The sequence below is a fragment of the Streptomyces sp. NPDC002513 genome (assembly GCF_053595355.1).
In genome coordinates, this window is sequence record NZ_JBSFXK010000004.1 from 172,912 (window position 1) to 193,159 (window position 20,248).

Here is a 20,248-nt window from a genome sequence, read left to right on the forward strand (position 1 = left end):
GGAACGCCCGATCCCCGGCCGCGGGCCCTTGCGGGTCCTCACCCGTCCGCGGGCCGGAGAGGGCGTCTCATCGAACGGACACGTTTCCGCCGGTTTCGCCGAAGAGATACCCTCCGGCTCGTGGCTGACATCCAGATTCCTGCTGACCTCAAGCCCGCTGACGGCCGTTTCGGCGCGGGTCCCTCCAAGGTGCGGGTGGAGGCGCTGGACGCCCTCGCCGCCACGGGTAGCTCCCTGCTCGGCACGTCCCACCGCCAGGCCCCGGTCAAGAACCTGGTCGGCAAGGTGCGCGAGGGCATCCGCGAGCTCTTCGAGCTCCCCGACGGCTACGAGGTCATCCTCGGCAACGGCGGCTCCACCGCGTTCTGGGACATCGCGACCCACGGCCTGATCGAGAACAAGTCGCAGCACCTCAGCTTCGGCGAGTTCTCCTCCAAGTTCGCCAAGGCCGCGAAGCTCGCCCCGTGGCTCGCCGAACCCACGATCATCTCCTCCGCGCCCGGCACGCACCCCGAGGCCGGGGCGGAGGAGGGCGTCGACGTCTACGCCTTCACCCACAACGAGACGTCCACGGGCGTCGCGATGCCGATTCAGCGGGTCGCGGGCGCGGACTCCGGCTCCCTGGTCCTGGTGGACGCCACCTCCGGCGCCGGCGGCCTCCCGGTCGACATCGCCGAGACCGACGTCTACTACTTCGCCCCGCAGAAGTCCTTCGCCTCCGACGGCGGCCTGTGGATCGGCGTGTTCTCCCCGGCCGCGATCGAGCGCGCCGAGCGCGTCCACGCCTCCGGCCGTCACATCCCGGAGTTCTTCAGCCTGCCCACGGCGATCGACAACTCCCGCAAGAACCAGACGTACAACACCCCGGCCCTCGCCACCCTGTTCCTGCTCAACGAGCAGTTGGAGTGGCTGAACGGCCAGGGCGGTCTGGACTTCGCGGTGCGCCGCACGGCCACCTCCGCCCGGAAGCTGTACGGCTGGGCCGAGGACGTGAAGTTCGCGACCCCGTTCGTCGCCGACCCGGCGCAGCGCTCCCAGGTCATCGGCACGATCGACTTCTTCGACGAGGTCGACGCGGCCGCCGTCGCCAAGGTCCTGCGCGCCAACGGCATCGTGGACACCGAGCCGTACCGCAAGCTGGGCCGCAACCAGCTGCGCGTCGCGATGTTCCCGGCGATCGACCCGGGGGACGTCGAGGCGCTGACCGCGTGCATCGACTACGTGATCGAGAAGCTCTGACCTTCTCGCCCGTCAGGTCGCGGGAGGGCGCCAGGTGTTGTGTGCACCGGGCGCCCTCGGCCGTCCCTACCGCTTCCTGCCCAGCAGCCGCTTGAGGCCGAAGACCAGCGCCAGGCCCACGGCCAGCACCAGGGCACCGACCTTGTAGTCGGCGTTCACGGGTGTGCCGCCGCCCGATGTGGCCGGCGGGGTCCCCTTCCCCGAGGGCGACGCCGCGCTGCCGGCTCCGCCGTGCCCGGGCGCGCTCTCGGCCTGCACCGGGCTGTCGCTGCCCTCGCTGCCGTAGAGGAGTTTCGAGCCGTCGACGGTGTACGTGACCGACTCGCCCTGCCGTTGCAGGGGCACGTCGAGCCGGCCCTGCCGGGTGATCCGCCCGCCGTTCCACGCGTAGGCGATGCCGCCGAAGTAGCCGCGCACGGCGAGCTGTCCGCCGTCGGGCGAGAAGGCGGCGTCGGTGGCCCACAGATCGACGGGGGCGACGGGCCGGAAGACGTTCGCCCCGGTGGACGACAGCCGGGCCGGTCCCTCGTAGAGGTGCCCGCCGTCCTCCTTCTTGTCGATGATGTAGACGCGCCCGGTCCTGGGGTGGACCACGAGGGACTCGGCGTCCCGGGGCCCGTTCGCGTACGTCACCACGTACTGGGTGGCGCGGATCGTCTGGTCCCTCAGCACCTTGGGCTCGGGCAGCCGGTAGATCCACACATGGGGCCATCGGCCGCCGAAGTTGTCGCCGATGTCACCGACGTAGATCTGGTTGCCCGGGCCGATGGATATGGCCTCGACGTCGCGGGGTGTGCCGATGCCGCGGAGGGTGACGGTGGCGACGGTCTTCCCGGTGCGGCCGTCCACGGCGTAGAGGTACGGTCCGTCGCCGCTGTCGTTGTGGGTCCAGTAGATCCCGGGGTGCAGATGTGAGGCGGCGAGCCCGCTGGACTCGGTGATCCGGGGATCCTTGATGGTGAAGCCGCCATCGTCGTCGGCGGAGGCGGACGCGGACGCGGATGCCGGCGCGGCGAGCGCACCGACGAGAAGGGCCCCGGCAAGGAACGCGAGCGGTCGACGCATGTCCCCAGCCTGCCATCCGGCGCCCCGGTTCACCGGGGCGGCCGGTCCGCCCGCCGGTGCCGGGCGGGCGTGTCGATCCTCACACCGGCCCGCCCCATACGTCCCCCCTGCGTCCCGGGGCGATCGTCCATGATGAGCGGATGCTCAGGTTCATGCCCGTAGGCGACTCCATGACGATCGGCAGCGCGGGCGAGCACACGTGGCGCTACCGGCTGTGGCGGCACCTGTGCGCGACGTACGACGGCCCGTTCTCGCTCGTCGGTCCGCGCGAGACGCTCCACGACAAGGCGACGGACGCGCCGACGTCGTACGCCTACGCCGAACCCGACTTCCCCCGGGCCCACCTGGCGGGCTGGGGCGAGGGCTGGATCCATATGGCGCCGCTCATCGCGGACGCCGTGCGGGAGTCACGCGCGGACGTTCTGCTGATCTCGCTGGGCCTGATCGACCTGGGCTTCTACACCAACGAGGAACAGACGGCGGAGAACGTACGGGCGTTCGTGGACCAGGCACGCCGGGCCAGGCCGCGCATCCGTATGGTGCTGCTGCCGGTGATCCCGAACATCCGGGCCGAGGCGGACGCCACGTTCGGGGCCCAGGTGAGCCTCTTCAACGAACTCCTGGCGAAGACGGCGGCGGACCTCGACGAGCCCGGATCGCCGATCCTGCCGGCCTCTCTCCCGCCGTCGTACGACATCCACCGGGACACCTACGACGGCACACACCCGAACGCGAGCGGCGAACACAAGATCGCGGGGGCGTTCGCGGAGGCGATGTACCAGGGGTGGGGGATCGCGGGGCCTTACGAGGCCGGAACGGATTGACCGAATAGCGGCGTCTCCTGGTCACCGTGCGTATCGTTGTACTGCGCGGCTGCACTCGTACGGAGGGCGGCCGGGGAGGAGCGCCACTATGACCATCCTGGAAGACAGGATCGAGATCGAGATGGCCGACACCAACGCCGAACGCCTGGACCAGTGGTTCGAGCGGCTTGAGCGGATGCCCGTCCCCGAGGGTTACAAGGTTGAGATCGTGGGGGGCAGTGTCTTCATGACGCCGCAGCGGGACATCCACTGGGAAACCATTCGCGAGATCCTCTGGGCGCTCGAGGACCACTTCGGAAGAAGGCGCGCACGGGTGTTCTCGGACGTCCGCATCGACTTTCCCGGTCCGGAGAACGGCTTCTGCCCCGATGTGGCCAAGCTGCGCGAAGGCGCAACGAAGGACGACAAGGGCCGCTGGCGGTGCGAGGACGTCGAGTTCATCGCCGAAGTCATCTCGAAGGGGACGGCCCGGAACGACTACGGTCCCAAGAAGACCGCCTACGCGCTCGCCGAAGTCCCCGTGTACCTCATCGTCGACCCCTACCGGGGCACATGCCACGTGTACACCGAGCCGAAGGAGGGCGACTACGCCTGCGAGCTGCGCGTCAACTACGGAACCGATGTCGACATGACCACCACTCCCCTCGGCCTCACGCTCCAGACCGACGACTTCCCCCGCGACTGAACCCGACCGCCCCACAACGCCCTTGCCTAGAGCGCACTCCACGCCGTTGGCTAGGCAGACATGAAGTACACGCAGCTCGGACGCACAGGACTCAAGGTCAGCCGGCTCGTCCTCGGGACCATGAACTTCGGCCCGCAGACCGACGAGGCCGACAGCCACGCGATCATGGACGCGGCGCTGGACGCGGGCATCAACGTCTTCGACACGGCCAATGTCTATGGGTGGGGCGAGAACAAGGGCCGTACGGAATCGATCATCGGCAGCTGGTTCGCCAAGGGCGGCGACCGGCGCGACAAGGTCGTCCTCGCCACCAAGGTGTACGGCAACATGGCCGCGGACGGCGACGCCTGGCCCAACCACGACAAGCTGTCCGCCCTCAACATCCGACGGGCGGTCGACGCCAGCCTGAAGCGGCTGGGGACCGACTACATCGACCTCTACCAGTTCCACCACGTCGACCGCAGCACTCCCTTCGAGGAGATCTGGCAGGCCATCGACGTCCTGGTGCGGCAGGGGAAGATCCTCTACGCCGGCTCGTCCAACTTCCCCGGCTACAAGATCGCCCAGGCCAACGAGATCGCCGCCCGGCGCGGCGGCACGATCGGGCTGGTCAGCGAGCAGTGCCTCTACAACCTGGCCGAACGCCGCGCCGAGATGGAGGTCATCCCGGCGGCGCAGGAGTACGGCCTCGGGGTCATCCCCTGGTCCCCGCTGCACGGCGGCCTGCTCGGCGGGGTGATCAAGAAAGAGGTCGAGGGTGGCCGCCGGGCGTCCGGACGGGCCGCCGACACCCTCGCCGACCCCACCGCACGCGCACAGATCCAGGCCTACGAGGACCTGCTCGACAAGCACGGGATCGAGCCCGGCGAGGCCGCCCTGGCCTGGCTGCTGACCCGGCCCGGCGTCACCGGCCCGATCGTCGGCCCGCGCACCGGCGCACAGCTTCAGTCGGCGCTGCGGGCGGTCGAGCTGGAGCTCCCGGGGGAGGTCCTGGCCGGCCTTGAGGAGATCTTCCCGGGGCCCGGGCCGTCACCGGAGGCGTTCGCCTGGTAGCCGACAGGGCCGGGTCTCCTCGGGGGCCAGGGCCGCGCGCGGCGGTGCGCTCGGCGGCGGCGGTCTACCTGCCGACCGCCGCCGCCAGCGCCACCACCGCGAACATCAGCACAAGCACACCGGCCATGATCCGGTTACGGGTCTTCGGGTCCACGCATCGAGCGTAACCGGACCTCGTCAGGGGCCCGCGCCGAGCCCCCACCGCTCCACCGTCTCGTAGCGCGGCTGCTCCCCCGGCACCCCCGACCTCGGCAGCCGGCTGCGCACGAGGCACAGCTCCCCGACCGTCCAGGTGCTCCCCTCGAAGGCGTCCAGCGCGGCGGCGTACGGCCGCAGGTCCGCTCCCCTGCCCCGGCTGCGGGCCAGGGTCAGATGCGGACGGTGACGGCGGTGCTCCCCCATCTCCACGCCCGCCTTGCGCCCCGCGGACTCCGTGCGGTCGGCGAGCAGCCGCAGGGCCGCCGCGTCCCCGGACGCGCCCACCCACAGCGCCCGGTCCCCGAAACGGCCGCCCCCGGCGAGGGCCAGGGGAAACGGCTCGGCGCGCCGGGCCGCCCGCGCCAGCCGCTCCGACAGCTCCGGTACGACCTCTTCGTCCACCTCGCCGTAGAAGGCGAGCGTGAAGTGCCAGCCCGGCCGTTCCGTCCAGCGCAGCCCGTCCGCGCCCGGCATGCCCTCCACCTCGCGCACGACCGAGGCGAGTTCACCCAGCGCGCGCTGCGGCGGCAGCACCGCGGCGAAGAGTCTCATGGCACCAGTCTCCCCGGGAAACGCCCCGGCGTGTCCTCGTCACCGTGCGTATCGTTGTACCGCGCGGCTGCATGCGACCAGGCGGCAGCGGGGAGGAGCGGCACAGTGACTGTTCTGGCAGACAGGATCGAGATGGCCGACCAGGGCGAAGAACTCAGCCTCGACACCATGTTCGAGTGGCTGGAGCGGATGCACATCCCCGAGGGTTTCAAGACCGAGATCGTCGAGGGGGGCATCTTCGTGACGCCGCAGCGGGACACCCACTGGGACATCATCCTGGACATCGTCGAGCAACTGCGCACCAAGTACCCGCGCACGCGCGTGAAGTCCGATGTCCGGATCGACTACCCGGGGCATCTCAACGGCTTCGCGTCCGACGTCGTGACGCTCGCGAAGGACGCCCAGAAAGACGACAAGGGCCACTGGCGCCACCAGGACGTCGAGTTCGTCGCGGAGGTGATCTCCAGGGGCACCGCCCACAACGACCACGGGCCGAAGAAGGCCGCCTACGCCGCCGCCGAGGTGCCGGTGTACCTGATCGTGGACCCGTACACCCGCACATGGCATCTGCACACCCTGCCGCAGGACGGCGCGTACCGCGGCACGCTCAGCCTGGACTTCGGCGAGGAGATCGACCTGACCGGAACCGTGGTGGGGCTGGTCCTCAAGACGGACGAGTTCCCCAGGGACTGATCCCGGCCCCCCGGGGCCGGGATCAGCGGGTTCGGAGTCCGGCGGCTACGCGGCCGCCAGCTCCTCCGTCCCCGTGCGCGGGACGAAGCGGACCCGCGGGTGACCGTGGTGCCAGCCGACCGACAGCCGCAGATCGCCCGCCCGGGCCAGCACCAGACCGATGGTCACGGCCGCCGCCAGCGAGATCAGACCGCCCAGGGCGAAGCCGATCCGCGGGCCGTAGGCGTCCGTGATCCAGCCGACCAGCGGCGCTCCCAGGGGCGTACCGCCCACGAAGACCATCATGAACAGGGCCATGACGCGGCCGCGCATCGCCGGGTCGGTGCCCATCTGGACGGCTGTGTTCGCGGTGACGTTCACCGTCAGTCCGAAGATCCCTATCGGGACCATCAGCAGCGCGAACAGCCACAGCGACGGGGCCCCGGCCGCCACGACCTCCAGCCCGCCGAACAGTGCCGCCGCCGCGATCAGCACCCGCAGCCGGGCCGTGCCCCGGCGGGCGGCGAGCAGCGCGCCGGTCAGCGAGCCGAGCGCCATCAGCGTGTTGAAGAGGCTGTAGGCGCCCGCGCCCGCGTGGAAGACGTGCCCCGCGTACGCCGAGAGCCACACCGGGAAGTTGAAGCCGAAGGTGCCGATGAAGCCGACCAGGACGATCGGCCAGATCAGCTCCGGGTGTCCGGCGACATAGCGCAGCCCCTCGCGGAGCTGGCCCTTGCCGCGCGGGGCGCGCTCCACGACGTGCAGCTCGCGGGCGCGCATCAGCAGCAGTCCGGCGATGGGGGCGAGGAAGGACAGGCCGTTGAACAGGAAGGCCCAGCCCGTGCCGACACCGGTGATCAGCACGCCCGCGACGGCCGGGCCGACCAGGCGGGCGGACTGGAAGTTCGCCGAGTTCAGGCTGACCGCGTTCTGCAGCTGCCCGGGGCCGACCATCTCCGAGACGAAGGACTGGCGGGCGGGGTTGTCCAGGACCGTGGCGAGTCCGGCGGCGAAGGCGGCGACGTACACGTGCCAGACCTGGACATGGCCGGAGAGCGTCAGAAAGGCGAGGACGAGGCCCGTGGCACCCATCGCGGACTGGGTGACCAGCAGGGTCGGGCGCTTGGGCAGCCGGTCGACGAGGACACCGCCGTACAGCCCGAAGAGGAGCATCGGCAGGAACTGGAGCGCCGTGGTGACACCGACGGCCGCGGAGGAGCCGGTCAGGCTCAGCACCAGCCAGTCCTGTGCGATGCGCTGCATCCAGGTGCCGATGTTGGAGACGACCTGGCCCAGGAAGAAGAGCCGGTAGTTCCGCACGCGCAGGGAGCTGAACATCGAGGACGCGCGGGATTCGGGCCGTTCGACGGGGTCCGGGGTCCCGGGCGCCGTGGGGGGCTCGGACGTCCCGGAAGAACTGGGGGGCTCGTGCGTATCAGAAGCCGTGGCGGGCGTGGCGGGCCCGGGAGTCCCGGGAGCCGTTGGGGGTCCGGGGCGTTCGGAGAGGGCGGGCGGGGAGTCGTGGGTGGCTGGTGCGGGGGCGGAAGCTACTCCGGTTCCCGTACTCAAAGGGGTTCGCCTCCTTGCGATGACGGCTTCGTACGTACGCGGGTGGGGCCGCGGGCATCACGGTGGGCGTCCGGGGCGGACGCCCACCGTCACAGATGCGCGAGCTTTTCCAGGACGGGGGCCGCCGCGCGGAGCTTCGCCCACTCGTCCTCGTCCAGGCCCTCGACCAGGCCGGCCAGGAACGCGTTCCGCTTGCGGCGGCTCTCCTCGAGCATCGCCTCGGCCCGCTCGGTCTGGGTGACCACCTTCTGGCGGCGGTCCTCGGGATGCGGCTCCAGCCCGACCAGCCCCTTGCTCTCCAGCAGCGCCACGATGCGGGTCATCGAGGGCGGCTGGACATGCTCCTTGCGGGCAAGCTCGCCGGGGGTGGCGGAGCCGCAGCGGGACAGGGTGCCGAGCACCGACATCTCGGTCGGGCTCAGCGACTCGTCGACCCGCTGGTGCTTGAGTCGGCGCGAGAGGCGCATCACAGAGGAGCGGAGAGCGTTCACGGCGGCAGGGTCGTCGCCATGGGTCAGGTCAACCATGCTCTTTAGGATAACTCATTACTTTCCCTAAAGACCATCGCGCCGCACCGCCTCCCGGGTGACTCCCGCCACTACGGGCCCGTGATCCCGAGTCCTCCCGGGAAACTCCGAAGCGGCACGCATCACCCGAACGGGAGCGGCGGTCAGGGAGTGCGGGTGGACGGGGAGTCGCTCGAACGGCTCCGCCGGCACGCCGCCAGAAACGGAATGAGCGTCCAGGACGATGTCGTCCGGACGCTCATTCGGGATGGAAGGGAGCCGGTCAGGTCAGGCCCAGCGCCGGCATCAGGTAGTAGAAGGCGAACACGGCCGCCACCACGTACATGGCGGCGGGGACCTCCCGGCCCCGGCCCGCGGCCAGGCGCAGGGCCACGAAGGCGATGAAGCCCATGCCGATGCCGTTCGTGATCGAGTACGTGAAGGGCATCATCAGCATCGTCACGAAGGCCGGGACGGCGATCGTGTAGTCCGCCCAGTCGATCTCCTTGACCGAGTGGGACAGGATCAGGAAGCCGACCGCGACCAGGGCCGGAGTGGCCGCCTGGGACGGGACCATCGTGGCGACCGGGGTGAGGAAGAGGGCCACGGCGAAGAGAGCGCCCGTGACGACGTTCGCGAAGCCCGTGCGCGCGCCCTCGCCGACGCCCGCCGTGGACTCCACGAAGCAGGTGGTGGCCGAGGAGGAGCTGGCACCGCCCACCGCGACCGCGATGCCGTCGACGAAGAGCACCTTGTTCATGCCGGGCATGGCGCCCTCGGCGTCGGTCAGCTTCGCCTCGTCGCTGATGCCCATGATCGTGCCCATCGCGTCGAAGAAGCACGACAGCAGGACCGTGAAGACGAAGAGGATCCCGGTCAGGACGCCGACCTTGTCGAAGCCGCCGAACAGGCTGACCTTGCCGATCAGGCCGAAGTCCGGGGTGGAGAGCGGGTTGCCCGGCCACTTCGGGACGGTCAGACCCCAGGAGGCGATCTTGGCGGTCGCGTTGAGGATCACCGCGAGCACCGTCATCGCGACGATCGAGATCAGGATGGCGCCCGGCACCTTGCGGACGATCAGCGCGAAGGTGAGCAGGGTGCCCAGGACGAAGACCAGGACCGGCCAGCCGGTCAGATGGCCGCCGGTGCCGAGCTGCAGCGGGACCGTGGTCTGCGCGATGTCCGGGATACGGGTGACGAAGCCGGAGTCGACGAGTCCGATCAGCATGATGAACAGGCCGATGCCGATGGCGATGCCCTTGCGCAGACCGAGCGGCACGGCGTTCATCACGCGTTCACGCAGTCCGGTGGCGACCAGCAGCATCACCACGATGCCGGCGAGGACGACCATGCCCATCGCGTCCGGCCACGACATGCGCGGCGCGAGCTGGAGGGCGACGACCGTGTTCACGCCGAGGCCGGCCGCGAGGGCGATCGGGACATTGCCGATCACGCCCATGAGCAGTGTGCTGAAGGCGGCGGTGAGGGCGGTCGCGGTGACCAGCTGGCCGTTGTCCAGGTGGTGCCCGTACATGTCCTTCGCGCTGCTGAGAATGATCGGGTTCAGCACGATGATGTACGCCATCGCGAAGAAGGTGGCGAAACCGCCCCGGATCTCGCGCGGGAGCGTGCTGCCCCGCTCGGAGATCTTGAAGTAGCGGTCGAGGGCGCCGAACGGGGGCCGGGTGCCCGGCTGCTGGGTGGCCTGGGCAGGAGCCGAGGTGGACATGCGGGACCTCAGGGTTCGGGGGACTGCGGACAGACGCGATCGAGTCTCGCCGTCACCTGATCACCAACGGGTTCCCCCCATGGCGTTGTTGGTGATTCATACGAATATAAGCGGCCAGACTCGAACCGCTTCAGTATGAACATATAAGCCGTAGATCGCTATCTTCGCGCGTAGACCCTTGGCGCACATGGGCCCGGGGCCAGCCCCGGCCGCGCCGGCCGCCCCTCGTAAGCTGTGCGCATGGCGAAGTGGACCCCGCAACACGAGGCGCCGGAGCCCCTGGAGGGCCCCGTGGTCGCCACCATCACCGGCGGCACGATCCTCTGGTTCGTCCTCTTCCTGGTCCAGTTGCCGTTCTACGCCTGGTTCGCCGACCACGGGCACACCTGGTGGCTGTGGACGTGCCTGGCCGGCGCGGGGCTCGGCTGCATCGGCGTCTGGTACGTGCGCAAGCGGGACGCGGCGATCAAACGGGACGCGGCGATCAAGAAGGCGGCGGCCGAGTGACAGCCCGGGACGTCCCGTACAACCACCGCACGAGCCCCCTCCTCCCCTGGTCGGATCTTTGGGGGGCTCAAGGGGTGAAGGCGTAAAACGGCACGTACCGTCGAATGCATGACCCACATCGACGCGGGCGCCGAACTCGATCCCGTCCACCCCGCCCCCGCACCCGGGCGAACACGCGGACTGTCCGCCGCCGAGGTGGCCGAGCGGGTCGCCCGCGGTGACGTCAACGACATCCCCGTCCGCAGCAGCCGCTCCCTGAACGAGATCGTCCGCGCCAACGTCTTCACCCGCTTCAACGCGATCATCGGCGTGCTCTGGCTGGCCATGCTGTTCGTGGCGCCGTTCCAGGACAGCCTCTTCGGCTACGTGATCATCGCCAACACCGGCATCGGCATCATCCAGGAGTGGCGCGCCAAGAAGACCCTGGACTCCCTCGCCGTGATCGGCGAGGCGAGACCCACGGTCCGCCGGGACGGGGTGGCCGCCGCGATCGGCACCTCCGAGATCGTGCTCGACGACATCATCGAGACCGGACCGGGCGACAAGATCGTCGTCGACGGCGTCTGCGTCGAGGCCGACGGGCTGGAGATCGACGAGTCGCTGCTGACCGGCGAGGCCGACCCCGTCGTCAAACGGGCCGGGGACCCGGTCATGTCCGGAAGCTTCGTCGTCGCCGGCAACGGCGCCTTCCGCGCGACCAAGGTGGGACGCGAGGCCTACGCCGCCCGGCTCGCCGAGGAGGCGACCCGCTTCACCCTCGTCCACTCCGAGCTGCGCAGCGGTATCTCCACGATCCTCAAGTACGTGACGTGGATGATGATCCCGACCGCGATCGGCCTCGTCATCAGCCAGCTCGTGGTCAAGCAGTCCGGGTTCAAGGAATCCCTGGCCCGCACGGTCGGCGGGATCGTGCCCATGGTCCCCGAGGGGCTCGTCCTGCTCACCTCCGTGGCCTTCGCCATCGGCGTCATCCGGCTGGGGCGCAAACAGGTCCTGGTCCAGGAACTGCCCGCCATCGAGGGCCTCGCCCGCGTCGACACCGTCTGTCTGGACAAGACGGGCACCCTCACCGAGGGCGGCATGGACGTCACCGAACTGCGGCCGCTCCAGGGCGCCGACGAGACGTACATTCGCAAGGTCCTCGGCGCGCTCGGCGAGTCCGACCCGCGCCCGAACGCCTCCCTCCGGGCGATCATCGACGCCTACCCGGACAGCGAGGACTGGCGCTGCACCGAGGCCCTGCCCTTCTCCTCCGCCCGGAAGTACAGCGGCGCGTCCTTCAGCGAGGGCGACGGCGAGGCCAGCAGCTGGCTCCTCGGCGCCCCGGACATCCTGCTGAACCCCGACGACCCGGCCCTGGCCGAGACCGAGCGCCTCAACGAGCAGGGACTGCGGGTGCTGCTGCTGGCCCGCACCACCCGGGACCTGGACGACCCCCAGGTCAAGGACGGCGCCCGGCCCACCGCCCTGGTCGTCCTCGAACAGCGGCTGCGCCCGGACGCCGCCGACACCCTGCGCTATTTCGCCCAGCAGAACGTCCGCGCCAAGGTGATCTCCGGCGACAACGCGGTGTCCGTGGGCGCGGTGGCCGGGAAGCTCGGCATCGTCGGCGAGGTCGTGGACGCCCGTCGCCTTCCCCCGAACCAGGCGGAGATGGCCAAGTCGCTGGACAAGGGCACCGTGTTCGGGCGGGTCACCCCGCAGCAGAAGCGGGAGATGGTGGGCGCGCTGCAGTCGCGCGGACACACGGTGGCGATGACGGGCGACGGCGTGAACGACGTGCTCGCGCTCAAGGACGCGGACATCGGCGTCTCGATGGGGTCCGGCTCGGAGGCGACCCGGGCCGTGGCGCAGATCGTGCTGCTCGACAACAGCTTCGCGACGCTGCCGTCGGTGGTCGGCGAGGGCCGCCGGGTGATCGGCAACATCACCCGGGTCGCCACCCTCTTCCTGGTGAAGACGGTCTACTCGGTGCTGCTGGCGGTGCTGGTGGTGTGCTGGCAGGTGGAGTACCCGTTTCTGCCCCGGCACCTGACCCTGCTGTCGACCCTCACGATCGGCGTGCCGGCCTTCTTCCTGGCGCTCGCCCCCAACAAGGAGCGGGCCAGGCCCCACTTCGTACGGCGGGTCATGCGGTACTCGATCCCGGGCGGGGTCATGGCGGCCGTCGCGACCTTCGTGACGTATCTGATCGCCCGGCACCACTACACGGGCCCCGGCTCACTGGAGGCGGAGGCCAGCGCGGCGACCCTCACGCTCTTCCTGATCTCGATGTGGGTGCTGGCGATCATCGCGCGGCCCTACACCTGGTGGCGGATCGCCCTGGTGGCCGCGATGGGCGTGGCGTTCCTGTTCGTCCTGGCCGTACCCGCGCTCCAGCACTTCTTCGCGCTGAGGCTGGTGGGCGTCTCGATCCCCTGGATCGCGGTGGGGATCGCGGCGCTGGCGGCGGCCGTCCTGGAGTTCGTCTGGAAGTGGGTCGACCGCCGCGTGCCTGCCTAAGGCTGAGAAGCGTCGGGCAGCCGGGGCCCGCTACTCGCCGGTGTCATTAAAATTGGAACCAATGGGGTGGGAGTGCAGGACGGCGAGGGGAGAACACGGTGGCCGACACGGTTTGGCTCGATCAGCGCCAGCTGGCTACGTGGAGAGCGTTTCTGCTGGCCAGCTCGCTTATCGAGCGCCAGGTCGAGCAGCAGCTCAGGGACGACGCGCAGCTGTCTCATCAGCAGTACGAGGTTCTCAGCCGTCTCGCTGACGCCCCGGGCGGTGAGCTGCGTATGACTGTCCTGGCGGATGTGGCCCTCACCTCGAAGAGCGGGCTGACGTACCAGGTGACACAGCTGGAGAAGGCGGGGCTGGTCCGGCGCCGCTCGTGTGCCGGCGACGATCGCGGCGTCGTCGCTTCCTTGACCGACGCCGGGCTGGAGAGGGTCCGCGCGACTGCTCCCGGGCATGCCGGCCTGGTCCGCGCCCTGTTCGTCGACGGCCTGTCGGATGACGAGTTCGACGGGCTCAGCAAAGGACTCAGCGCCCTTGTCAGCCGGCTGACCGACCCGGGAACCCGTTCCTCCTGAAAGGGCCACCGAACGAATCCGCCGATCCCGGCGGCGCCTCGGTGGCCGGTGCGCGCCGCTTTGCCGCGGGGTACCGGGCGATGCGGTGTGCCCGGGCCGCCGGCCGGCCGCGCGTCGGCGGACATGGGTGTGCCGCCCGGCCGGTGGCGGGGCGGCATGTCCATGAGGCGCGACCGGTCGTCAGGAGAGGGTCTTGAGGGCGGCGTTGGCGAAGTCGGCGTCGAGTTCGCCAGTGGGGGCGCCGGAGACACCGATGCCGCCGACGATCTTGCCGTGGACCGTGATGGGGACGCCGCCGGGCAGGACGCTGAAGCCGGGGATGTAGGTGAAGCCGGGTGAGGTCTTGGCGGCGTTCTGCAGGTCGGCGGTGGGGGTCTGGAAGCCGGCCGCGGCGTAGGCCTTCTCGAAGCTGACCTGGACGGTGGCGCCGGTCGCGGTGTCCGCACGCTGCTCGTTGATGACCACGCCGTCACGGTCCACGACGGTCACGGAGACGGGGTAGCCCTTCTCGATGCCCTTCTGCATCGCGATGTCGGAGATCTTCTTGGCCACCGACAGCGGCAGGTAGGGGGCGGTACCGACACTCGTCGTGGCGGCGGTCTGGGCCGCGGTGCTGTTCGGGGCGGCGGACGCGGTGGGCAGGGTGGTCAGCACGGCGGTCGCCACACCGGCGGTGACGAGGGCGGCGGTAGCGATGAGGCTCTTGCGGGACATGGCGTTCTCCCGAGGCAAGTTGTTTGAATTGGAACTACCTGACGAGACGGAACGCTAGCCCAGAAGTTCAAATTCAAACAACCTCGCCCGAGTGTGACCTGCGCCACTACTTCTATCGCCGTACTCGATGCCGGCCACGTCCGCCCTGGAAGAAGGTTGTGGGCCGCTGTCGATCCGGCCGCATCCCGTTCGACGTCATGATGTGCGGCACCCCGCCACACGAGGACGCGACAGGACCTGACGAGGAAACACGTGGATCAACTGCTGAGAGTCATGAACTTCAACGTCTCGAGTGACGGAATCGGTGCCGGTGAGCACCAGAGTCTCGAGCGGCCGTTCGGCGTCGACCACCCCGAGAGGCTGTTCGCCTGGGCCGGAGCCACGGCGAGCTGGGCCATGCGTACCGACCCCGGCGGCAGCCGGGGCCTCGACGACTACTTCACGCGAGACTTCGCACACAACATCGGTGCCGAGATCATGGGCCGCAACAAGTTCGGGCCCCAGCGCGGCCCCTGGCAGGACCATGAGTGGCGCGGCTGGTGGGGGGAGGAGCCCCCGTTCCGCACGCCGGTGTTCGTCATGACCCACCACGAGCGTCCGTCGTTCACGCTCTCCGACACCACGTTCCACTTCGTCGACGGCGCCCCGGCCACGGTCCTCGAACGGGCGCGGGAAGCGGCACAGGGCAAGGACGTCCGACTCGGCGGCGGGGTCACCACCATCCGGCAGTTCCTTGATGCCGACCTCGTCGACACCCTGCATGTGGCGGTCTCGCCGGTGAAGCTCGGGTCCGGCCTACGACTCTGGGAATCCCCCGATGAGCTGCTCGACCGGTTCCACCTGGAGGTCGTACCCAGCCCGAGCGGCGTGACGCACCACCTGTTCTGGCGAAGGTGACGTGAGGGCCCATTCAAGTCCAGGCTGCGACTGCGAGGGAGCGTCCGCCCCGGCGGATGCCCCTCTCGCTGCGGATGCGGGCGCGTCCATGGCGACCGGCAAGCACCTCCCGGACGACGCGGTCACACTCCGATGAAGCTCACCGTTTCTGTCATGTCCGCCCGCCCGGTACGCAGCCGTGGCACGCCTTCCCTCTCGAATCCCACCGAGACACCGCAGAACAGCACGAGCCCGTCATCGGCCCCGACTATCCGGCTGACGGTCTTGCGATACATCGTCCACATCATCTGGGGGCAGCTGTGCAACCCTTCCGCCCTCAGCAACAGCATCACCGTCTGCAAGTACATCCCCGCGTCCCCCCACTGTGCGGGCCCCATCGTCCGGTCGAGGTAGCAGAACAGTACGACTGGCGCCCCGAACGCCTCCGCGTTCATGGCGGCGATCTTTTTGGGCCTGTCGGGGTCGTCGCGCTCGATCCGCAGCGCGTTGTACCGCTGGGCGGCCGCGGCGGAGAAACGGCCCAGATACGGCGAGGTCAGTTCGGCCGGGTACATCGGATACTCCCGCTCATCACCCGGGTCCCCCGCCAGTGCCCTGGCCGTCGCGCGCCTCTTCAGTTCGGCCAAGGGCTCGCCGGTCACGACATACACGTGCCACGGCTGGAGGTTCCCACTCGACGGAGCCCGCGTCGCTGCAGCCAGCACTCGTTCGAGTAACTCTTTGGACACCGGCTCGTCGCTGAACGCCCGCACAGCCCGGCGACTGTCCACGGCCTCATACACATCCACGTCTTCTCACCCTCCCACGCAACGGCAACCACCTCTCTACCCGTCTTCAGCACGCAAGAGCACGACAAAAAATTCCGGGTCGCGCTTCGATGCGCTGCCAACGGGCCCGACACGGCTGGACACTTCCCCAAGATCTTGATGAGTCTTGGGCCCACCGGCTCCCCGGTGTCACTCGTTCTCGCTGGTCAGAGGACTTTCTGCTGACACGATCACCTGCTGGACGACAGCCGCCGCCAGAGCGCGAGGCTAGGAGTGCTTGCGGCCCTCGATGTTGGCGATCATCCTGCGTAGCACCTTCAGTACGGCTACGTATTCCTCGTCGCTGATACCCATGTGGACCACGGTGCGCAGCTCGGTCACCAGCTCGCGCAGCCTCACCCTGGCAGCCTCCCCGGTGTCTGTGAGGTGCAGGCGCTGCTCGGTGTCGATTTGGATCCAGCCACGGTGGAGCAACTGGTCGACGACCCGGGCGATCTCGTTCTGCCCGTCCGCAAGTGGCGACAGCTGAGCGACCACCTCCTCGCGACTCGGCGCCGCGGGCCCACCGTTCACGCGGTTGAGCACCCAATACTGCGGCTGCGTGACGTCGACCTTGGCCATAGCGTCGCGCAGATGCCGGGTGACGGCCGCATGGGCCAGGCCGCTCCAGTAACCGACGGGCTGAGTGGCCAGCATGTGGTCGGTGACGGCCGGATCAGCCGGCGCCTGGTCAGTGGTGGTTCCAGTCAGCTGTCCCATGATTGCGACGCTACATTTCCCGTGCGGATGTGAACATGCCGAATGTCGCTTGAACCGACTCAGCTACCGGGGCCTGGCGGTGCGAACCGTGCGTCGTCCGCGTCGGCAGTGTCTGCCGAGCGTTCGCCGCAGATGGGGTACTTGCCGAAGCGGCGCACCGCCACACCAGGTGTGTCAGCGTCCGTTCGGCGAACCGGTCAGGGTGACAGGAGATGACTGCTGCACGCATGCCAGAACACCGAAGTGCGAGTCCGTCAGGGCTTGGGTCACGTCCGCGGCCGTGGTGCACAGCGGCTGAGGGCGGGTAGTTGGCTCCACAGGTGCGACACATTTCCCGAATGTGTCGCAGTTCGGGCCGTACACCACCTTCGGGGACACGACCGCCGCAAGGGTGTCCACGTGCCTGACCACCCGGCCCGGAGCGGCCAGAGCCCCTTTTGGCACGCTTTATACGGCGGCGAGCTCGCACCACACGACCTTGCCCCGATTGCCGCCTCTCGCCAGCGGCTGCCAGCCCCACAGGTCGGCACACGCACGGACCAGCCCCAACCCCCGCCCTTCCTCCAGGTCGGCGACCTGCTCGAGCGGCACGGGCGGCTCCGGCGGCTCGGGGTCGGCGTCCCACGCGCCGATCCGCAGCACCCCTGCCGACCAGCGCACCCGCAGCGCGGCCGGGCCCTTGGTGTGGCGTACGGCGTTGGAGACCAGCTCGGTCGCAAGGAGTTCGGCGGTGTCGACCAGGCGGATCAGGCCGTGCATGGTGAGGATGAGGCGGAGGGTGCGGCGACTGATAGTGACAGCACGCGGGTCGTTGGGGATGTAGAGGCAGTACTCCCAGGATTCGGACTCGTTTTCAGGCATGCGTCAGCTCCGTTCGGACGAGATGGGTTTCGAGGCAGACGGTGGCATTGCCGCAGCCGTCGTGGCACGACAGAGCGGTGCACTTCCGCAGCGTGTGCGTTAGGTCACTGACGGTAGGTCATAAATTTCAGTCCATGCAAGCCGGTCGCGTAACCTAGCCCCGAACGAGTCACGCAAACAAGGACGTTGAAGGAAAGAAGGACGCCGTGCCAGCAAGACGGCACCCCACAGCACGTCAGGTACGCCTGGGCACCGAACTGCGGAGGCTGCGTGAGGCCGCAGGACTCAAGGCAACCGAGGCCGCGAGCCTGCTCGGCGCGAACTCCGTCCAGATGAGCCAGATCGAATCCGGCATCTCAGGCGTCAGCGAGCAGCGGCTGCGCCGGCTCGCGGCTCACTACGCCTGCACGGACGACGCCCTCATCGATGCCCTGGCAGCGATGGCGACCGACCGGACACGTGGCTGGTGGGAGGAGTACCGAAGGCTGCTGCCCGCACCGTTCCTCGACCTCGCCGAGCTGGAGCACCACGCCACTTTCCTGCAAGAGGTTGCGCTGCCGTACATCCCCGGTTTGCTACAGACGGAGGACTACGCCCGCGCGGTCTACTCCTTCAGGGTTCCTGAACTCCCGTACGACGAGCTTGAGTTGCGCGTCCGTCACCGGATGCAGCGCAAGGTCATCCTCGAAGAACCCGTCCCAGTTCCCTACGAAGCAGTGATCCACGAGACAGCCCTGCGGATCAGAGTGAGCGATCGCACCGCCTCACGGGCTCAGCTTTCCAGTCTCCTGCAACTCTCCGAAGCGGAACACATCACTCTGCGCGTCATTCCGTTTGAGCTGGACGGCTTCGCCGGAGCCACGAGCACGATGAAATACGCGGGTGGCCCCGTACCCAAGCTCGACACCGTGGTCCGAGATGCTCCCCACGGCACCGCGTTCATCGACTCAGAGGCCCAACTGGGCTCGTTTCGAACGCTCTTCCGTAGAGTGAAAGCTGTATCACTCGAATCCGACCAGTCCCGTGACTTCATCCACAGGCTGGCGAAGGAACTGTGAGGCGCCCCATGCCCGTCCTCAGCAACTGGCGGAAGTCGTCCTACTCGGGCCCCGGCGACGGCAACGACTGCGTGGAAATAGCCAGTTCGCCCACCCACGTATCCATACGCGACTCCAAGACCCCGGCCAGGGCCACCCTCTCCATTCCGACCGGAGCCTTCACCACCTTCATCGAGGCCCTCAAAACCCACTCCGCCGTGACGGACTTCGCCGGATTCCGAGGCTGATCCACCTCGTTCCCTCAAGCCGCTGCCAACTCGCACGCGAAACCCGCAACGGCACCGTCGGCCCCAGCGGCTGCAGCAACAGTCACCGCCCGCCACGTCAAAGCCGCCCCGCCGGGAGTCCCGGCGGGGCGGCTTTGACGTGGCGGAGGATTACTTCACGTCGACGAAGTCACCCGTGGCGCTGACCGCCGGGGTGGTCGTGGTGCCCGCGAAGGAGTAGCGGTAGTAGCCGTCGACGGACGCCTTGACCGTGGTCTTCAGGTTGCCCGTGCTGTCCGTGTTGATGGTCTTGAGCGTGGTGTAGGTGGTGCTGCCCTTCTTACGGAACTGCAGCTTCACCGGCTGGCCGGTGTACCCGGCGTACTTGTGGGTCTCCCAGTTGGCGCGGGCCAGCTTGCCCTTGACCGTGAGGGTCGCGCCCTTGCGCACCGGCTCCGGCGACGCGTCGGCCGTCAGCGTGGAGTTGCGCTGGATCAGGGTCTTGGCGAGGCCGCCCTGCTCGGCGATGCCGACCTTGGAGATGTCCGGGTTGGCCGAGCCGAGCTGGCCGTTCCAGTCGATGGCGCCGGCGGCGGCGTTCCAGGAGCCCGCGTTCGCGTTCTCCAGCTCCCCGTCGGCCGGGTAGATGTCGATCTTGCCCTTGCAGGCGGCGACGGTCGACGAGGTCGCGGTGCAGGTGGCCGGTGCGTCGCCGAAGAGGAGGTTGTCCGGGGTGTCGAAGGAGCCCTTGTAGAGGTAGGGGTCCGTCTCGAAGTCCGACGCGGCGATGTTGACGTCGGCGCCGTGGGTCAGGTTGTACGAGACCGGGATGGAGACGTGGCCGCCGACGCCGACCTTGTACGCCTTGCCGATCTTGAGGTTGGAGAAGGTGACGTTCAGGGGGTACGGCTCGCCCGAGGTACCGGTGCCGGCGGTGAACGCCTGCATGCCGGAGGTGGCGTGAGCGGACTTCAGGACCTTCTCGACGGCCGCGCGGTGGGCGGGGGCGGCGTCGGCGGCCTGCGCGGCCGGCACAACGAAGGCGGAGAGGGCCAGGGCGCCAGAGACGGCGGCCACAGTGGCACGAATGTGCATGACGTTCTCCACGTGGAGAAAAGGGGATCGTGGTGTGACTCACGAGCCCCGCGTGTCTGGGGAGTCGGTTGACTCGCATGATCAGATCCACGGCCGGAACAGAAGGTTGTACGGGGCTGGAGGTTTTTTCTCTGACCGCCCGTCCGGCCGTCGGCCCCGGGGAAAGGCCGGTCCCCGCGCCCGGACGGAGCGCGGGGACCGGGCGGTGCCCGGGTCGG

General features: G+C 69.0%; 21 protein-coding genes. 11 read left to right on the top strand and 10 right to left on the bottom strand.

Going from position 1 to position 20,248, the window contains the following annotated elements; translation table 11 throughout:
- Positions 1–120 precede the first annotated feature (120 nt).
- Complete coding sequence (serC, locus tag ACWD5Q_RS04840; protein WP_451425572.1) at positions 121–1,239, top strand: phosphoserine transaminase; 1,119 nt, start codon at positions 121–123, stop codon at positions 1,237–1,239.
- A 66-nt stretch (positions 1,240–1,305) separates the two neighbouring features.
- Here the strand turns inward: serC and ACWD5Q_RS04845 are convergent, their stop codons facing one another.
- On the bottom strand, positions 1,306–2,304 hold the full coding sequence (locus tag ACWD5Q_RS04845) for a WD40 repeat domain-containing protein (RefSeq protein ID WP_451425573.1): 999 nt from the start codon (positions 2,302–2,304) through the stop codon (positions 1,306–1,308).
- 140 nt (positions 2,305–2,444) lie between these two features.
- On the opposite strand from ACWD5Q_RS04845, the gene ACWD5Q_RS04850 reads away from it, so the two are divergent.
- The 3 genes from ACWD5Q_RS04850 to ACWD5Q_RS04860 all read left to right on the top strand — a co-directional run bounded on the left by ACWD5Q_RS04850 (position 2,445) and on the right by ACWD5Q_RS04860 (position 4,866).
- The gene (locus tag ACWD5Q_RS04850; protein WP_451425574.1) at positions 2,445–3,128 is read left to right on the top strand and encodes an SGNH/GDSL hydrolase family protein; all 684 of its coding nucleotides are present in this window, start codon (positions 2,445–2,447) and stop codon (positions 3,126–3,128) included.
- 88 nt (positions 3,129–3,216) lie between these two features.
- On the top strand, positions 3,217–3,813 hold the full coding sequence (locus ACWD5Q_RS04855; protein ID WP_451425575.1) for a Uma2 family endonuclease: 597 nt from the start codon (positions 3,217–3,219) through the stop codon (positions 3,811–3,813).
- A gap of 60 nt (positions 3,814–3,873) precedes the next feature.
- Positions 3,874–4,866 (top strand): aldo/keto reductase, encoded by a 993-nt coding sequence (locus ACWD5Q_RS04860; protein WP_451425576.1) that lies wholly within the window; start codon positions 3,874–3,876, stop codon positions 4,864–4,866.
- Between the two features lie 177 nt (positions 4,867–5,043).
- Here the strand turns inward: ACWD5Q_RS04860 and thpR are convergent, their stop codons facing one another.
- A complete protein-coding gene (thpR, locus tag ACWD5Q_RS04865) occupies positions 5,044–5,616 on the bottom strand; it encodes an RNA 2',3'-cyclic phosphodiesterase (protein ID WP_451425577.1) in 573 nt (190 codons plus the stop codon).
- Between the two features lie 105 nt (positions 5,617–5,721).
- Between thpR and ACWD5Q_RS04870 the strand changes: the two genes are divergently transcribed.
- On the top strand, positions 5,722–6,309 hold the full coding sequence (locus ACWD5Q_RS04870; RefSeq protein ID WP_451425578.1) for a Uma2 family endonuclease: 588 nt from the start codon (positions 5,722–5,724) through the stop codon (positions 6,307–6,309).
- Positions 6,310–6,354: 45 nt separating this feature from the next.
- On the opposite strand, the gene ACWD5Q_RS04875 is transcribed toward ACWD5Q_RS04870, so the two are convergent.
- The 3 genes from ACWD5Q_RS04875 to ACWD5Q_RS04885 form a co-directional block, all read right to left on the bottom strand.
- Positions 6,355–7,626: an MFS transporter gene (locus ACWD5Q_RS04875; RefSeq protein ID WP_451425579.1), complete on the bottom strand. Its 1,272-nt coding sequence runs from the start codon at positions 7,624–7,626 to the stop codon at positions 6,355–6,357.
- 320 nt (positions 7,627–7,946) lie between these two features.
- Positions 7,947–8,384 (bottom strand): MarR family winged helix-turn-helix transcriptional regulator, encoded by a 438-nt coding sequence (locus tag ACWD5Q_RS04880; protein ID WP_451425580.1) that lies wholly within the window; start codon positions 8,382–8,384, stop codon positions 7,947–7,949.
- A gap of 262 nt (positions 8,385–8,646) precedes the next feature.
- Positions 8,647–10,092, bottom strand: coding sequence for an NCS2 family permease (locus ACWD5Q_RS04885; protein WP_451425581.1), 1,446 nt, complete (start codon positions 10,090–10,092; stop codon positions 8,647–8,649).
- Positions 10,093–10,332: 240 nt separating this feature from the next.
- Here ACWD5Q_RS04885 and ACWD5Q_RS04890 point away from each other — a divergent pair, with 240 nt between their 5' ends.
- The 3 genes from ACWD5Q_RS04890 to ACWD5Q_RS04900 all read left to right on the top strand — a co-directional run bounded on the left by ACWD5Q_RS04890 (position 10,333) and on the right by ACWD5Q_RS04900 (position 13,673).
- Entirely contained in the window at positions 10,333–10,599 is a 267-nt protein-coding gene (locus ACWD5Q_RS04890; RefSeq protein WP_451425582.1) for a DUF2530 domain-containing protein, read from the top strand.
- 108 nt (positions 10,600–10,707) lie between these two features.
- Positions 10,708–13,101, top strand: coding sequence for an HAD-IC family P-type ATPase (locus tag ACWD5Q_RS04895; protein WP_451425583.1), 2,394 nt, complete (start codon positions 10,708–10,710; stop codon positions 13,099–13,101).
- Between the two features lie 98 nt (positions 13,102–13,199).
- Positions 13,200–13,673, top strand: coding sequence for a MarR family winged helix-turn-helix transcriptional regulator (locus tag ACWD5Q_RS04900; RefSeq protein ID WP_451425584.1), 474 nt, complete (start codon positions 13,200–13,202; stop codon positions 13,671–13,673).
- 180 nt (positions 13,674–13,853) lie between these two features.
- Here the strand turns inward: ACWD5Q_RS04900 and ACWD5Q_RS04905 are convergent, their stop codons facing one another.
- Positions 13,854–14,387, bottom strand: coding sequence for a GlcG/HbpS family heme-binding protein (locus tag ACWD5Q_RS04905; protein WP_451425585.1), 534 nt, complete (start codon positions 14,385–14,387; stop codon positions 13,854–13,856).
- A gap of 252 nt (positions 14,388–14,639) precedes the next feature.
- Here ACWD5Q_RS04905 and ACWD5Q_RS04910 point away from each other — a divergent pair, with 252 nt between their 5' ends.
- The gene (locus tag ACWD5Q_RS04910) at positions 14,640–15,284 is read left to right on the top strand and encodes a dihydrofolate reductase family protein (RefSeq protein WP_451425586.1); all 645 of its coding nucleotides are present in this window, start codon (positions 14,640–14,642) and stop codon (positions 15,282–15,284) included.
- Positions 15,285–15,406: 122 nt separating this feature from the next.
- On the opposite strand, the gene ACWD5Q_RS04915 is transcribed toward ACWD5Q_RS04910, so the two are convergent.
- The 3 genes from ACWD5Q_RS04915 to ACWD5Q_RS04925 all read right to left on the bottom strand — a co-directional run bounded on the left by ACWD5Q_RS04915 (position 15,407) and on the right by ACWD5Q_RS04925 (position 17,671).
- Positions 15,407–16,072, bottom strand: a complete 666-nt coding sequence (locus ACWD5Q_RS04915; protein WP_451425587.1) for a nitroreductase — start codon at positions 16,070–16,072, stop codon at positions 15,407–15,409.
- A 246-nt stretch (positions 16,073–16,318) separates the two neighbouring features.
- The gene (locus tag ACWD5Q_RS04920) at positions 16,319–16,810 is read right to left on the bottom strand and encodes a MarR family winged helix-turn-helix transcriptional regulator (RefSeq protein WP_451425588.1); all 492 of its coding nucleotides are present in this window, start codon (positions 16,808–16,810) and stop codon (positions 16,319–16,321) included.
- 447 nt (positions 16,811–17,257) lie between these two features.
- Positions 17,258–17,671, bottom strand: a complete 414-nt coding sequence (locus ACWD5Q_RS04925; RefSeq protein WP_451425589.1) for an ATP-binding protein — start codon at positions 17,669–17,671, stop codon at positions 17,258–17,260.
- Between the two features lie 206 nt (positions 17,672–17,877).
- On the opposite strand from ACWD5Q_RS04925, the gene ACWD5Q_RS04930 reads away from it, so the two are divergent.
- Both ACWD5Q_RS04930 and ACWD5Q_RS04935 read left to right on the top strand, forming a co-directional pair.
- Positions 17,878–18,729, top strand: a complete 852-nt coding sequence (locus ACWD5Q_RS04930; RefSeq protein WP_451425590.1) for a helix-turn-helix domain-containing protein — start codon at positions 17,878–17,880, stop codon at positions 18,727–18,729.
- A gap of 8 nt (positions 18,730–18,737) precedes the next feature.
- A complete protein-coding gene (locus ACWD5Q_RS04935) occupies positions 18,738–18,956 on the top strand; it encodes a DUF397 domain-containing protein (RefSeq protein ID WP_451425591.1) in 219 nt (72 codons plus the stop codon).
- A gap of 150 nt (positions 18,957–19,106) precedes the next feature.
- On the opposite strand, the gene ACWD5Q_RS04940 is transcribed toward ACWD5Q_RS04935, so the two are convergent.
- The gene (locus ACWD5Q_RS04940) at positions 19,107–20,030 is read right to left on the bottom strand and encodes a hypothetical protein (RefSeq protein WP_451425592.1); all 924 of its coding nucleotides are present in this window, start codon (positions 20,028–20,030) and stop codon (positions 19,107–19,109) included.
- Positions 20,031–20,248 lie beyond the last annotated feature (218 nt).